The sequence below is a fragment of the Escherichia sp. MOD1-EC6842 genome (assembly GCF_002965705.1).
In the GTDB taxonomy this organism is placed as follows: Bacteria; Pseudomonadota; Gammaproteobacteria; order Enterobacterales; family Enterobacteriaceae; genus Escherichia; species Escherichia ruysiae.
In genome coordinates this window covers 20,109-35,587 of sequence record NZ_PTRF01000021.1, presented here as the reverse complement: position 1 = coordinate 35,587, position 15,479 = coordinate 20,109, and the positions used below count along the sequence as shown (strand labels likewise).

Genomic DNA, 15,479 nt, shown 5'->3' with positions numbered 1-15,479 from the left:
TCGGGGAGGCCTTTTTATTTCTCATCAAGCACAGCCTGAAGTTCAGCCTTTATCCGGTTCTGACGGCGGATTTTCACCAGACGCGCTGCCGCATACGCTTCCTCCTCCAGAGAAATATGCTCCGTCACATACCCTTCCGTGTCATACCGGCAGGCACCGGCTTTCATGGCACACAGATAGCTTTCTGAACGGGTGATGGCCTTCAGCGCACGGCGCAGTTTTTTATGAGAGAGCGGGATATTCCGCTGCGCCACGTCTTCCAGTAACACGTCCCGGATACCGCAGGCCAGAAGCCGGGGTGTGTCACCGTCAAATAATCCCGGCCACCAGGGCTTCAGGGTGTTCACGGCATCATCCAGTGTGGGCAGAGACAAATAAATGGACAGCGCCTGTCTGGCCTGCGCTTTTTTTGCCGCCAGCTCTGCTTCCCGGGCCGCTTTCTCGGCCAGCTTCTGCTTTTTCACCTTCCACTTTGGTGGCGTGGTGACATTGATGATAGTTTTCCGGCTGCGGACAGGCGTCTCCCCTTCCGTTTTCCGCTTCAGTGTCAGTACCGGTCGCTTCTGCTCTGTCATACTGTGTTCTGCCTCTGACGAATCATCCTGTTACGGTCAAAGATACCACACCCGTCACAGTGCCAGAACGCCCAGCACCGCCAGATGACAGGCATAAAAAGTCGGGAAAAAATCCCCGGGCCAGAAACGGGGTAATGATTCCCCTGCACACGACACCAGACCAACGGTCAGCACCGTCATCACAAGGCCGGCCACCGCCGCCGCATCACTGGAGGCAAGGTTAAGCGCCGGAATCATGACCAGCAGGCAGGCAACCAGCGCCAGACGTTCCGTTCTGTCTTCCGCCCGGTACAGCCGGTGGCTGACCGCCAGCATCAGCAGCCCGGCAATGCCGTAACTGGTGCCGGACAAAGGCAACCATACTGCCAGCAATAACATGGTCCCCACAGAACGCCACAGGCTGCGCATTTCACACCATGTCAGTACCTGTGCCGCAACTGCAAAGGCAAACAGGATATTCCCCTCATACCAGGGAAAGCCTGCCAGATAATACGCGAACTGGGCAATAATTCCCCATCCCCACAGCCGGTTAATGGCCGACTGCCTGATATGCGCATGGCGGGACAGATTCAGCCCCCACACCAGGGCAAACAGCGGAAACGCACCCCGCCCGGCCAGAAACATCCACTCCTGCTTCAGCTGAAATATCAGATTGATGTGGTCCAGCACCATCAGTACCAGAGCCACAGTTTTGATGATATCCCGCTGTCCGGGGGACCAGACAAGAAGGCGCTCCGGCCACTCCCGGGTTTTCATGACCACACTGGCTGTGTTATTCATATTCTCCATATCATCACGCCTTCAGAAAACTTTAAAGCCATACATGTGCCAGCACAGATCCCCCCAGAATCAGTATCATCACTGCGGTAAGGCCGAGAAGAGACACATTCATTACACCAACCCGTGGGGAAACAGCATCCATCCTGATTAAAAGGCGGACGTAAACTTCATTTTCCTTGAGCTGTGTTCTGAGTGCTTCCACCGACGAAGAGATGAGGGGCAGCAACGGATGCGCGGGGTCGGTTTTTTTAAGTCTCAGCCGGGTTCTCAGTAAGGCTTTCAGGAAAGCGTACCCCGTTTCATAAAACGTCATGTAGCAATACTCATCATCGTTTATGCAGTTTTTCAGCGATGCCAACTCCACCGTAAAGCCATGACGCTCAGGAATATTGTCCACGGTTAACGCTTTCAGTATGTCTGCTGTGTTTTTCCGGATATCATCAGGGCCAGGGTAAGTTTCCATATCAGCAATCTCCTTATGGGGTTAACACAAACGGCCCGGGTCAACAGCATCAGTCCCCGCCCAGCGTTTTCTCTTTCTGCAGGTCACGAACCATATCCCGTTCCATCTGCTGAAGTCGCTCCTGCAACAGATTTTCCCGGGCAACCTCCTGGACCGCTTCCCGCTCCCGTTGTGGTTCACGCAGCACGCTCTCCGGCAGTGCGGCTTCCCGTTCAGAAGTGACAGTCCGGTCACGCTCCTGCCCGGCAACCTCCCTCACTGCATGCTCCGTTTTATCATCAGGCAGGTCAGGTTTGTTCTCTGCCATTTTTCTGACAATCTCATCCGCACGGCGTTCCGTTTCACGGCGGATGGCCTCTTCTGCCTGCCGCTGTGCCAGTACCTCTGCCGTGACCGGTTCACCGTTTCCGGCTCCCGGCTGGACGCTGTTGTCCGGGATATCCCCCCACACGCGACCACCGGTGATGGCACCGGGATTCCACGGACGACCTTCACCGGCGATTCTCACCACCACACCGCTGTCGGGGTTATCACGGGCAATCCGGACACCATCCTGCATATTATCAGCCAGCAGGCTTTCTCCGTTACGGCTGCCCTGCAGGGCCACGAACTGCGCATCCCCGCTGCCTTTCACCCGGCCTTCACCGCCGAATCCCCGCAGCCCGTTTCCGTCATCCGTGGTCAGTGGGTTCAGCCAGATACCTGCTGACTTGCCGTTACGGTCAAACGCCGGCAGTACCACATACGGCTGCGGATATTTGCGCCCAGGTGCAATAAACCGTGCAGTACTGTCTCCCCCGGCAAGTCCCGCCTGACGGAGAACGGCACGCCCTGCCGCCACGTCCCGCAGCTCTCGTGCCGTACTGAACAGCCGCTCTGCATTCATGACCTCCCGGTCAGCTTTCGGCTCCAGCACATCGTGGGTAGTTCCTTTCTGTACGGCATTGTTAATGGCATCCGTCCAGCCCTGACGGTTATCGGTGTACACCTGCACATGCTGCTTCATACGCGACAGGGCAACATAGGCTGACTCAAAGCCGGCCATCTGTTTCCGGCCGCCTTCCGTACCTTCAAGCGCGATGGCAAAGGTTTCACTTGCCCCCTGCGCACCGTGCGCAGTGATGGCATAGGCCAGGTCAATATGTTGCTCTGCCCGCTCCTGAGCGGGGCGAATCACCCGGGTCTGCTGTCCGTCCGACAGCGTGACACTGTCACCGGAAACCGCTGTCACCGTCCAGACGCTGTTGGCCACATAACCACGCTCCCGGTCACTCTTCGTGAAGCGCATCCGGTCACCGGTTCCCACCCGGATGGTGTCCGGAGTGTACAGTGTGACGCCTTCAGCCACCGCCTCCCGGGGCGAAATCAGCCGCGTGTTACCTTCCGCATCCTGCAGGATTATCAGCCCGTCATCCTTGCTGATACCGGCAATCCGGTGATACACATTATCCACCAGGGCAAGGGCATCCGGGTTATTCTCCCAGGTGGAGAGACGACGCAGCTCCCCGTCGCGTATATTCGCTGTGTTCAGAACAGGCACCATGACCTGCTCTTTCCCCAGCTCTCCGGCCTTTTCCCGTGCATCATGAATCATGCTGTTCAGCACGCGCCGGTCCTCATTCAGGTGCGTGACAATCAGCGTCTGCTCCCGTGCTTCCGGTGTCCTGCCGGTATAGTCGCGGACAATGGCTTCATACAGTGTCATGGGGACATCCGGGAAAGCCTCCCCTTTCAGCATCGCCTTCTGCTGCGCTTCTGCCAGTTTCGCTTCCTGGCTGTGACTGAACTCCGTCACGGAGTGCTCCGGTGCCCATGCGCCCTCCAGACGTGGCACCTGAGACGGTTTCACACTCTCAAGCCCGGACAGTGCCCTTTCCACATCCCGGTTAATCAGGCTGTATACCGCCTCCCGCAGTTCCGGGGTCTGACGCACAATCTCCTTCATGATGGCCACATCGGCAGCACTGCGCGTCTGCTGGAGACGGAAAGGCTGACCGGGCGCGATGGCCTGCAGCTGGTCCGTGTCACCACTGGCCACGGCACGACCACCACCGGCCGCAATCAGGGCGTATGCCCGTGCCATGTCGGTATTGCCCACCATTGAGCTCTCATCGAGCAGGAACAGCGTGTTGCTGAAATCCGGCGTTTCTCCGCTGCGCTGCTGCAGCTGCGTGTCATGCAGAAAGGACGCCAGCGTCTGTGCATCCACGCCGGCGCTGCGCATCTCCCCGACCGCACGGTGCGTGGGGCCCAGCCCCACGACACGGGGACGTTCACTCTCCGGCAGCATGTTCACGGCTGACATCACCGCCCGGAACTGTGTGGTCTTACCCACGCCGGCATAGCCCTGCACCACCGTGAAACGGTCGGACGTTTCCAGTATCATGCGGGTGGCGGCGCGCTGTCCTGATGTCAGTTTCTCCATGAGTTCGCCAGATACTCTCTCCATCAGCGGCGTGACCGCCTCCTTACCTTCGAGAATATGGCGAAGGATGCTCTTTTCTGCCTCATACGACGCACGGGAAACCAGCAGGCCTGTGCCATAGCCTTTTGCCACATCCACATACAGTAAATCACCCCGTTTTATCTGCGCATTGATTTCCCCTCCCAGTTCAGTAAAACCGGTTCCTTCTGCAGCAAACGACTTTGCCTCTGTCAGCAGGTCCACCATGCTGAAGGCCAGGTTTTTACTTTCCAGCACCGGAAGGGCCAGATGAATGGCCTGCTGTGCCGGCGTGTGAAGCCCGGCTTTCTGCAGACTGATAGCGGTTTCCAGCAATGTCTCACCGGCCCGCGCTTTTATCTGCTCAGAAACCACCGTAAAGGAGGGATGGCGGGAGAGTTTTTCCGCAGTACGGGTTTCATCCAGTGAGGAATACAGCCGGACATCACGACCACTGCGGGCCAGACCGTTCAGGGTGGCATTGTCCATTGCCATCTGTGTGACGGAGGCAAAAACCGTCGCACTGTCGCTGACGGAATGCCCGGGCGTTTCCACCCAGCCATTCTCCAGCTTCAGTGCCGTGAATGGTGAGTCGCTCACAGGCAGGGAGGCCGGTTCAGCCCGCCCCGGCACAACAACCGTCATCGCGTCTTCACTGACGGACGACACCTGCAGGCGGTCACCGCCGGAGACGCGGAGTCCGGGAATTTTCCCTGTCACCCTCAGTCGCTCGCCATCTGCCACCGGCATTTTTTCCGGCCGGAACAACGACCAGCTGCTGTCCAGGGAGGAAATACGCACCACCTGCGTTTCGCCCTGCGCATTCCGCAGGGTCAGGCTGTGACTCTGCGCCGTCACCCGGTCAATCACATAGCGGTCATGACTGCGTGTCTCCGGGTTCCACTGCTCCATCACCATCCCTGGTCGGTACATATCCCGCAGATAACGGCTCCGGCTGTCCAGCCAGACCGGTGCAAGGGCGGTCATGGTTACCTCCGGGTGTCCGAGCACGCCCTGTGTTTTCAGCTCACTGCGAATGGCCTGTGTCAGTATGGCCTGTTCCCGTACCCCGCTGACCTGTGCCACGATCTCTTCTCCGGCTTTCACGCTGACCGCAAAATCTCCGGCCAGCCGGGCATAGCGGACATTTCGGTCAGGTTCACTGATGATGGTGGCCGGTCGCTGTTCTCCCCCCTGCCAGCGATATGTGTTCACCCCGGCATCTTTCATGGCCATCAGCGCACTGCCTGTGCCGGTTCGCTGTCCGCTGTCGGTTATCAGGACCTGTACGTTATGACGTGCGGCACCGTCCAGCAGGGTTAACGTCTCTTTCAGGGAGAGTTTTTCACCCTGGTCGACGATAACGGTACTGCCTGGTGTGAAGGCCATGCCTTCCAGCAACTGACGATGCCCGGTTATCAGTTCACCGGACAGCCGTCCATCCTGCTTCAGGTTCATCTGTGAGCGACGGTCAGCAGCGATAATCTGCACCTCCCGCCCCTGCTCCCGGGCCATCATTGCCAGTTCAGCCACCCGCTCACGCTGCCCGGCTGCACCGCCCTGACCTGACACAATGGCCAGCGACGGACGATCCTGTGCCAGAACACTGACGGCATCGCTGTAACCGGCAGTCCGGGGGACACTTTTCTCCGGATGTACGGTCACCCGGTTCTGTTTCATGATGTCACGACTGAGTGCCCGGACTGACAGTTCATCGAGCACATGAATCCCGGACGTGAACAGCCCCTTCTCACGATCGAGGGGGATAAGCTGCTCACGGCTGATGGCCTCATCAATACCGGCGCGCGCCCGCTCAATCACACCGGCTTCCGGCGGCAGTATGCCGACCGTCCTGGCCAGCACGTCCGTGTACGTAAACTGCACTTTGCGTTCACTTAATCCGGCAATCGCCTGTGTCACCGCCTGCTGCACATCCGGTCCGTCCTGCACCGCCGTTTCAGACTTCTGCAGACTGTTCTCAGCCCGCCGGTCCGCCGCTTCACGGTATGCCCGGATGTCGAACCCGGTTTCCTTCAGCGTCTGCATCCACTCGGCCATTTTGATCTCCGGATCGACATGCTGTTTGGATTTACGCGTATCCAGCGCCGCCACATCCCGGGATTTCAGCGAGGCATCTTCCCCGACAGCCTCCCGGATAGCCTGCGAGCGTCCGGAAAAGGCCTCCACCGGTACGCCCGGCATCTCCCACATACCGTGTTTACCGACCACTTCCGTTTCATAGCCCAGTGCCTCAACGCGCTGACGTAACTCACTCTGATATATTTTCCCGAACGCAATCCGGTTCGCGAGTACGTTCTCGGAAAATCCGGTTTTCCCCACTTTGTCACTGCTCAGGGTCTTCCATTCGCCGTTATACTGCGTGACATTAGCCACCACCGCATGCGTGTGTAACTGTGGGTTCTGATCGCGACTGGTGTCGTGATTAAACAGTGCCATCACCAGATTACCGGTCAGCACCGTTTCTGACTGTCCGTCCGTCATCACCCGTGTGGAGGCCAGTGCCTCCACCTGACGGACAGCAAAATCCACGGCCTGGTTATGTGCTTCAATAAGACGTTTGTCCCCCCCGAGCATGGCCATCATGGAGACACTTTTGGGAGCGGAGAACGTCAGGTCGTAGCCGGGACGATGCTTATTACTGCCATCCTGCATGCGGCTTAAATCCGCCCCGTCCGGCAGCCTGCCCTCCAGAAGACGGGTAAAAACATCCTTATCGACACTGCCCTGCAGCCCCAGCTGTTCAGCCCCCCTGCCGGCCCAGCGTTCTCCCATACTGCCCAGCACATAGTAATTATCCTTATCGGTATAATAGTTACCGGCACTGCCTGCCGATTTAACAACGCTGAAACTCAACATCAGAAATCATCTCCCGGCTCAACATCCTCCCCGCGATCCCGGTGCACGTTGATATTCACCTCTTCACGACGCTGCATCTGCTGCTGGATGTCCGGATGATTTTCCTGTTGCCATGCCTCATAAGCGGCCATATCCACCACTTCACCGGATTCACTGATCCCGGGAGGCAGTTGCTGTTCCATCTCTTCTTCCGGTTTCATTTTCAATTCCTGCTCGATCCCCCCGGCCGGAACATTCACACCTGAATCTGACTTCTTATCGTTGATGGCAGGAGACACCGGCTGTTGCGGCTGTTGTGGCTGTTGTGGCTGTTGTGGCTGTTGTGGCTGTTGTGGCTGTTGTGGCTGTTCAGCCTGAGTCACGTCCTCTCCGGAAACAACCTCCGGCACATCCGGTTCGAAGAGGCTGGCCATCTGGCGACCTTCTGCTTCCCTTGCGGCAAGTACGGCACTCAGGCGGTTCTCCATTTCCGGGTTGATGTCACGCGGAATAAACTCCGGAGCGACCTTCGGACGTGCCTGATATTTCAGTGAGAGTTTTACTGCCGGATACGGTCCGGGCAGGGTGACATAACAGGTCAGATCCGGCAGAGACTGAATGTCGGAATAACTGACCAGCGTCTGACGCTCCATATCCTTACCGGTCGATACCCCGTCACGTACCGGATCAGCACCGTAGGAATACTGCTCGCTGGCTTTCAGGTGCTCTTTCTCACCAATTTCACCGGCAGCAAACTCGGCAATCTTATGGCTCGGGGAACGGAAAAAAGCACGGGTGTTCATTACGTCAAACAGCGTGGCCGCCGCTTTCTCACCGTAAATATCTTCCAGCTGGGCATAGGACTGGATGCCGAACACATAACAGCCACCGAACTTACGGGCTTCCGGCAGGATCTCCACCAGGTCCGGCAGTTTGTGTAACGTGGGTAACTCATCACAGAAAAACCACACACGACGGTTACGGTTTTCTCCCATTGCCAGCAGCCCTCGAATGGCAATGGACAGCCACATGGAGATCACCGGCTTCAGGGAGGCATGGGTGTCGGCGTTCGACGAGATAAACAGCCAGCCGTTTTTCTGATCTTCCCGGACACCACGCATCCAGTCACGGATGGTGAAGGGCTCACCGTTATGCTCAATCCCCTGCAGGTAACGGATGGCTTTCACGTAGTTGGTCAGCACGGCACGAATGGAAATCGCCGTTTTCTCGATTTTCTCTTCCACCAGGTTGGCCGCCGGTGAATTACGCAGGAAGGTACGCAGTTTTTCAATTTTGATGGAAAGCAGTGTGTCCACCAGTTTGCTGTAGCTGCGGTTAGGGTCATTACGCATCAGATACGCCGCTTCCGCAAAAATGGTACGTCCTGAACCCTGCCAGAACGGGTCCTCTTTTGTACCCATCGGGATCAGAGTATTTGCTGTATTATCAAAATCCGGCTGTGTCAGGCACTCCTTCCACAAATCCCAGGCAGCACAGCGGGCATCCAGCGGATTCAGGATTTTATCGATGGAGGGATCATAGTAACTTTTAACAAATTCCCCCGAACGGTCATAAATCACCACCATATCACCACGCTGACGGGCGTAGTTGGCCAGACGACGGATAACTTCCGACTTACCGGCCCCGACTGTTCCGTGCAGACAGAAGTTCTGGATTTCGGAATCCCGGATAATCGGCAGATCGCCAATCCGGATATCGGAGTCCTTGCCGTCTTTTTTCAGCATCCGGGCAACGTCTTTCGGGTTATCCGTCAGCTGACGACCACCTGTGACTTCATTTTCACTCTGCTGTTTACCCTGACGCCCCAGAATCCAGGAGACAACAAAGAAGGTAATCAGGCAAATAACCAGGGCCACGACAGACGCCAGAACGAATGCAGACCATAGCTGCTCACCGCACCAGATCATATATTTTTCATGCAGTACCTGAGCAGCGTTCATCCGGAAGGTTTTGCCGTAATACTGGATCTCATATACCGGCTGGGACCTGATTAAATCCCGCATGCCTTCCAGTGTGGTACACCACCAGTAAATACAGCCGTTCACAAACGTCTGCCAGCTTATTTTTACCCATAAAACCAGACCAACGAGTATCCAGAAAAAAATAAACAGGCAGTAAAGCATGATATTGGCGATCTGGCTGAACATGCGGATACGCATGGACGCAATCTGACCGCCCTGGGTCATATCCTTTGCGTTAAAACTCATGATGATATTCCGAAGAAAGAAAGTCAGTCGGACTGATTATTAATGATGAAAAGATTAATAACCGTTAAATTCCGGCTTCGCCGGCAACACTTCACGGTCGCACAAAGAATTTGCACAACCGCTCAGTGTTTTCATATTTATTTCGGAAACGCCGGGGAGAAATAAAATTTATTTTATTTCTTTCCGGGGTTGGACAACGAGCAAAGCGAGGCGTCAGTCAGGAGGCCGGTCAGACCAGCCTCCGGAAGATAATCAGAGAATATTTGCGATTGATTTGGCCAGCTGGTCTTCGAGAACAGGCTTCGCCTCTTCAAATTTCAGGTTAACCTTGTTCGCATTTGAGACCACCCGGGTCTGGTATTTATGCTGGTTACCCGTTTCAGTACTGGTCTGAATTTTCGCACCTGATGTTCCCTGACGCAGCGCAGCAACGTTATCCGTTGTGACTGCTACTTTACTACGTTCTGCAATCTGCACATCGGTGATCATTGTGTAGTTAATATCTTCAACAAGCGCATCAGCTGCCATACCAGCCAGACCAGCAGCAAGACCCACACCGAGCGTGGCACCTGCAGAACTGGAATTATATCCGGTAATACCGGCACCTAACGCTGCACCAACTGCGGCCCCTTCATAGCCCCGGTTCAGCCATCCCTGAGACTCCCGCAGATCCATCTTATCGGCCTTCAGCACATTGGCCTGAATCCAGTAGTAGGCTTTATCCGGAGAAGTCACCACCTGATACCCTTTTGCTTTCACGGCATCGGCAATTTTGCCCTGCAGCCCACTCATGTCTTTATCAGAGGTGTTTTTGATCTGCAGAAATACCGTGCGTTCGCTGGCAGGTTCAAGCCAGATGGTCTCACTCATCTGAGTCTTCACCTCAAGGTTACGCTTCTTGATTGCTGTGCTCATCGCACCGCACCCCGAAAGGGCCAGAGTGGAACTGACCTGTGCAACCATCATTAATTTTTTTGTTTTCATCATATATTTACTCTCTAATATCCTTTATTTTACTCTTGGTTATTTCTTGCTTTTGACGTAACTATTGATTGCATCAATAACACCAACAAATTGATATCTACCGATATCTAATTGAATCAAGAACACCATAATAACCGTCACTAAAATTGCGCCAAAACCGTATATAATCCCTCCACCTAAAAAAGACCATAAAAATATAATTCCCATATACACAATGAAATACACTTTAAGTTTTGATGATATAACACTCATGACTGATGATGTCTTTAGGAATTCTTCCGGCAGAGAGAAATATAACATTCTAATCCTTGCCACAATAAACAGAATAATAAGTCCAAGCCATCCTCCGGCTAACACAGCAGTGAGTGTTTCACTTGTCTTTTGTGTTATTAGAAATGACATTAGCAAGGGACAAAAAATCATCCATCCCATGATGATAAGCCCGGGTTTTAGTCCCTGCCATAGCGACGGAATTCTAATATCTCCTGAGTCAATATGTTTCTTTAAAACTTCCAACTCACTACTGATAATTTGTTGTGTAATCATGGTCTCTCCATACCCTACCCAACATGTTACGATTATTCTTTATGCCGGTAACGCTTTGCTTTCTCTAAAAGCTCTTTCGGACTATCAGCACCAGGTATTCTTTTCTGAGCCAGCTTTTCTTCATTATATTTATTATTCTGAGATAATGTCTCTGTTTTATGGTGATTTTGCAGTTCAGAATACTGCCCTTTTACAGTATTTTCATCGCCGCGAATACTGTTCTGAGTATCTCCGATATTGCCCCGATATTCTGTGACCATATTATCAACCTGATGTTTTACATCATTACGGATATTACTGTCCTGCGTTCTTTGCTCGATAATGGACTGATGCCCCTGATGGTCAGCAATAATATCCTGGCTGCCACCACCCGAAGGTACGCTCTCCATTCCTTTACCGATATCGCCACGGGATTCACGCCAGGCATTATCAACACCGGGCTGTACCTGTTCCTGAACAAAAGACCATGCCATCGCCCGACGGCGTTCTGCAATCTCCGGTGAACTGGTATTTGTCAGAATAGCTTCTGCATCCTGCGGTGCGCGTTTCATCACATACTGTGCAAACTGTTGCGACAGGTCTTCACTCATCTGCCCGCTCATGCTTTCAGTACGGGAGGCCATTTCCGCATATTCATGGCTGCGGGTCATATTCGTCGTGTACTGGTCGTAACTCTGTTTCGCTGAGTTCAGGGCTGCAGACAACTGGTCCACCCGGGAATCAGCATTATTGTCAGTATGGCTGCCGGATTCACTGACTTTGCGACTGGTAAAGTAATCACTGGCCTCTTTAAAGTCCTTACTGGCTTTAGCGTCAATATCATGACGGGCATCATGGCTGGCCCGTGAACCACTACTGGCTTCATGTGAGTCAAGATCACTACCATCAATGTTTGCCTTAGCTCCAGTCTGGAAACCAATCCCTCCACCGTTACCCAGTATTTCGATACCTGAATGTCCTTTAATATAACCATCAGCGTACAAACCAAGCGACGCATTTGTATTTCTCGAGGCCAGTTCTCTTGTCGCCTGCTCATTACTGATATTATGCGCCTTCGCATAGCTTTCCACTGCACTGCGCATACGGCTGGCCATCATGGAGTCCTGTGCGCTCATCGTGCTGTCTGCACCACCGGTGACAGAGTCACTGCTCCCCCGGTTAGAGCCAAACTGGCTGAGCGTGTTCCAGGCGCTGGCAATACTGCTGCTGAAACCGTGCATGGCGCTTTCTGCTCTGTTCGACGCCTCCCGGGCCATTTCCTGTTGTGCCGCCGCAATCTGACGCGTTGCATTGATACCGACCGGTAACCGGGACATCGCCCCACTTGCATCCATCACCATATTACCGTCACGGGTCTGTGTGGTGGTTGCACCGCTGCCGGTCTGGTAGGTCATCTGGCCAAACGACGTGGTGCTGTTGGTGCTCCAGCTGAAGCCATTCACGTTCTCCGTCTGCATGTTGCCGTAGGAGTAATTACCGTCAACCACACTGCCTGCGGCACTGGCGGTCGGGCTGATGGAGGAGGAAGCAAAGTGACTGTACACACTGGAGAATCCGGCACCAAGGCCTTTTACCATCATCCATGACAACGGAGGTATCATGGCAGAGATATATCCGGCAGTGGACGCCAGGTCAGAGTATTTCAGCTGTATCTGAGAGAGTTCAGAGAGCACGACCGGCGCCCCGTTCTGCTTCGCATAGAATGTCATGGCACTGTTCAGAATGGCATACAGCAACGGCCAGGTCTGGAACCACATCAGGGCAAACACATAACCTCTCAGTACAGACAGCGTCAGTTTGTTGAAGACAGCTGCCAGTACCAGAAGCGGGAAGATACCAATGGTAATGCCCACCAGAATGGTCTGCACCATCGGCAGGTTTCGCATAAGCACATGACCAATGGAGACATGTGCCAGACGCTGTTTCTCCATTGATGAAGTGGTGGCCAGATTCACCAGACTGGCAGTATCACCGTTACGGGCCGCATTGCTGGTGATACCCTCTTTCAGGGCATTCATGGTGACGTTCTGGCGCATAATCTGGCTGGCAGACTGACTGGAGCCGTAGAAATAACTGTAACTGTCACTCACCAGTTGTCTGAATAACAGGTCCGGGTCCGGTCTGCCGCCAAATATCTGCTGCACATAATAATGCCAGGTCTTGCCTCCCGTCTTTGTATCGAGATTCAGCCTGTCTTTCAGCGTGACCGACGCATCCTTACAGGTTATGAAATTATTATTGCTGTCATAAACACCCCGTAGCGGGCTGGGTCGGGAAAAAATCAGCGTGTAGGGGTCAGCGGAGGCCATCAGGTCTTCCAGCGTGTATTTATGATTCAGGTAAATATCACCCAGCACGCAGTTCTGGACGTAGTCCTGGAACAGATTGATGATTTCCGGATTCCGGGACAGGAAATCGGTGCTTTTCACAATCAGGTTCGCCCCGAACAGCATGCCTGTTTTGCTGTAGGTGGCGCTGTCAGGCTGAGCGAACACCATCTCATAGCCGGCCACCATCGCATGTCCGATACGGGTCGTCAGTGAAAGTGGCATCGCCAGTCCGACCGGCACATTATCCACCCGGTGAACCTGGACCAGGTCACTGTTATCAATAATCTGCACCGATGTGCGGACATTAACCAGCAGGCTGATAAGCACAAACACCGCCGCCCAGCCCAGCAAATCCATCACGTTGTGCCGCTGTACCCACATCACAGCCACTGCGAGAACAGATAATGTGAGCGCAATTTTTTCGATGGAATCCCACGTCCGGATCCCCATAAAGGCGGCAATGGCGTTCAGGTTATTCCGCAACCACTCACCACCGGCAATCACATAAACTTCATTCACAGTGTGCTTCCCCCGAAGTGATAGTTGTTCTGGTAACGGCTGAGCATACGGGCGGACAGCTGCTGGCGCATGTAACTCATCTGACGGTCAACAACCAGCAGTGCATCCTGCTGGACCTTTACCTGCCCCTGGAAAACAGCAATCTGTTGCTGTGCCTGATTCAGATTCTCCAGCACACTGTCCAGCACGGTCTGTGGATAGTTCCCGGTGGCAATCATGGCCCGGGCCTGCTGAAGCAGTTCCTGAATGTACTGGAGCATGATGTCGTAGCCGATATAGTCCGTCAGCTGGTAAACCACGCTGCTGGACACACCGAGCATCTGCGGGTCAATAAGATATTTAAAGACGGGGACGGTGGTGCTAGAAATGAAGCCTTTTTCCCTGTCATCCAGTGGAGTATCACTCACCGCTTTATTCTGAATACTGGTGAGCAGTTTTGTAATCTGTGATTTCAGGGCTTTATCCCGGGCGATGGTCACATTTGCATCAGCCACAACCTTCAGACACTTGTCCGAATCGTTGCAGTGGTAAATTTTTGCCGTCCCCCCTTCCATAATCGCCCGGAGGATATCGCGGTCAGTGGTACGCGCCGGCAGGGGGGTAATCTCGCTGTCTTCCCCAAAAATCAGCGTACCGGTGAGCGTCATGATGAATTCTTTCAGCTCTTTGTTACCATCAAGCATCCTGTTTTTGGACAGCGAGTCCCAGATGATATTGATGTTCTTCAGCACCCGTTCCTTATCTTTGTCACTGGCCTTGTCACGAACAGACGATGACTGTCCTCCGACCGTGCAGCCCTGACGGGACGCGGCCCAGTCAGCAAAAATATTGCTCTCACCGGCAATGTCCTGACAGACCTTCTGCTGTGACACCTGAGTCTGAGGAAATAATCCTCCGACAATCCCCTGTGCCACCTGACAGGAGCTGAGGTTCATGCTGTTAATGTCGCTTGCCATCTTCTGCAGGAAATCTTTTGCCGTTTTAATTTCCGGCACCGTTGTCTGCAGGGCAAGGTCAAAGAAGTAACCGGCAGCGTTGCTCATAATCTGCTTAACAAAACGCTGCAGCTGCTCGCCATTAATAAAACTGAACGAACCGAGATAGGCGTCGATGCCACCACATCCGGCATTGATATCCGGCAGCGTCATGGAAATCAGCTGGATATTTTTGACCTGGGTGCGGGCATAGAGGGAGCCACCATAGGCATATCCGGCAGCCTGTCCCTGCCAGACGCCCGCCTGAGTGACATTGGACGCAAAGCCCAGCTTGTTAAAGAACTGATTCATGTCGCTGTTCACATCCGCTGACGCTGCGGGTGTGACCGTCAGTAAAGCGGCACAAAGAACCAGAAGAGGTTTAATGCACGGCATCGTTATTCCCCTCCCTGAAACTGTTCTCCCGGCGCATACGGCGTTTCAGCAGGAATATCATGATATTCCCGAATATTAATTCATACATTGTGGACAGAAAATATGTAACAAGAAACCCTGCTGCAAGCGCATATAACGTATACGGAATGGCATACATCAGGATGTTCCACATATAAATCAAATTATTTAATTCCGGTTCTGCTTTCCATGAATCAATACCGGCGCTGAAAATAGCATGCATACCGTGCCATAAAAGCAATCCGGCAACAAAGAAAACCACAAAAAGCCAGAAGTGTTTTATGGCATTATTACAACTGCGATCAATATCCCGCTTAATTTTTCTGATTTTGAATTCCTGATTCTTTTTGTTTTCTGTCATCATAAG

General features: G+C 53.7%; 10 protein-coding genes. All 10 read right to left on the bottom strand.

Translation table 11 applies throughout. From position 1 onward, the window contains the following. Positions 1–14 precede the first annotated feature (14 nt). Positions 15–575: a fertility inhibition protein FinO gene (locus A7Z29_RS19970; RefSeq protein ID WP_105290706.1), complete on the bottom strand. Its 561-nt coding sequence runs from the start codon at positions 573–575 to the stop codon at positions 15–17. A 54-nt stretch (positions 576–629) separates the two neighbouring features. Beyond that, positions 630–1,364 (bottom strand): conjugal transfer pilus acetylase TraX, encoded by a 735-nt coding sequence (traX, locus tag A7Z29_RS19965; protein ID WP_105290705.1) that lies wholly within the window; start codon positions 1,362–1,364, stop codon positions 630–632. A gap of 22 nt (positions 1,365–1,386) precedes the next feature. Then, positions 1,387–1,818: a hypothetical protein gene (locus A7Z29_RS19960; protein ID WP_105290704.1), complete on the bottom strand. Its 432-nt coding sequence runs from the start codon at positions 1,816–1,818 to the stop codon at positions 1,387–1,389. 49 nt (positions 1,819–1,867) lie between these two features. Next, positions 1,868–7,138 (bottom strand): conjugative transfer relaxase/helicase TraI, encoded by a 5,271-nt coding sequence (gene traI, locus A7Z29_RS19955; RefSeq protein ID WP_105290703.1) that lies wholly within the window; start codon positions 7,136–7,138, stop codon positions 1,868–1,870. Continuing rightward, positions 7,138–9,345: a type IV conjugative transfer system coupling protein TraD gene (traD, locus tag A7Z29_RS19950; protein WP_105290702.1), complete on the bottom strand. Its 2,208-nt coding sequence runs from the start codon at positions 9,343–9,345 to the stop codon at positions 7,138–7,140. The genes traI and traD overlap by 1 nt, the downstream gene beginning before the upstream one ends. 252 nt (positions 9,346–9,597) lie before the next feature. Further along, on the bottom strand, positions 9,598–10,329 hold the full coding sequence (gene traT, locus A7Z29_RS19945) for a conjugal transfer complement resistance protein TraT (protein ID WP_123058431.1): 732 nt from the start codon (positions 10,327–10,329) through the stop codon (positions 9,598–9,600). A 39-nt stretch (positions 10,330–10,368) separates the two neighbouring features. Further along, entirely contained in the window at positions 10,369–10,875 is a 507-nt protein-coding gene (gene traS / locus A7Z29_RS19940; protein ID WP_105290700.1) for a conjugal transfer entry exclusion protein TraS, read from the bottom strand. A gap of 32 nt (positions 10,876–10,907) precedes the next feature. Further along, on the bottom strand, positions 10,908–13,724 hold the full coding sequence (gene traG, locus A7Z29_RS19935; RefSeq protein WP_105290699.1) for a conjugal transfer mating-pair stabilization protein TraG: 2,817 nt from the start codon (positions 13,722–13,724) through the stop codon (positions 10,908–10,910). Next, on the bottom strand, positions 13,721–15,094 hold the full coding sequence (traH, locus tag A7Z29_RS19930; RefSeq protein ID WP_105290698.1) for a conjugal transfer pilus assembly protein TraH: 1,374 nt from the start codon (positions 15,092–15,094) through the stop codon (positions 13,721–13,723). The genes traG and traH overlap by 4 nt, the downstream gene beginning before the upstream one ends. Beyond that, on the bottom strand, positions 15,081–15,473 hold the full coding sequence (trbF, locus tag A7Z29_RS19925; protein ID WP_286135419.1) for an F-type conjugal transfer protein TrbF: 393 nt from the start codon (positions 15,471–15,473) through the stop codon (positions 15,081–15,083). The genes traH and trbF overlap by 14 nt, the downstream gene beginning before the upstream one ends. Positions 15,474–15,479: the final 6 nt, after the last annotated feature.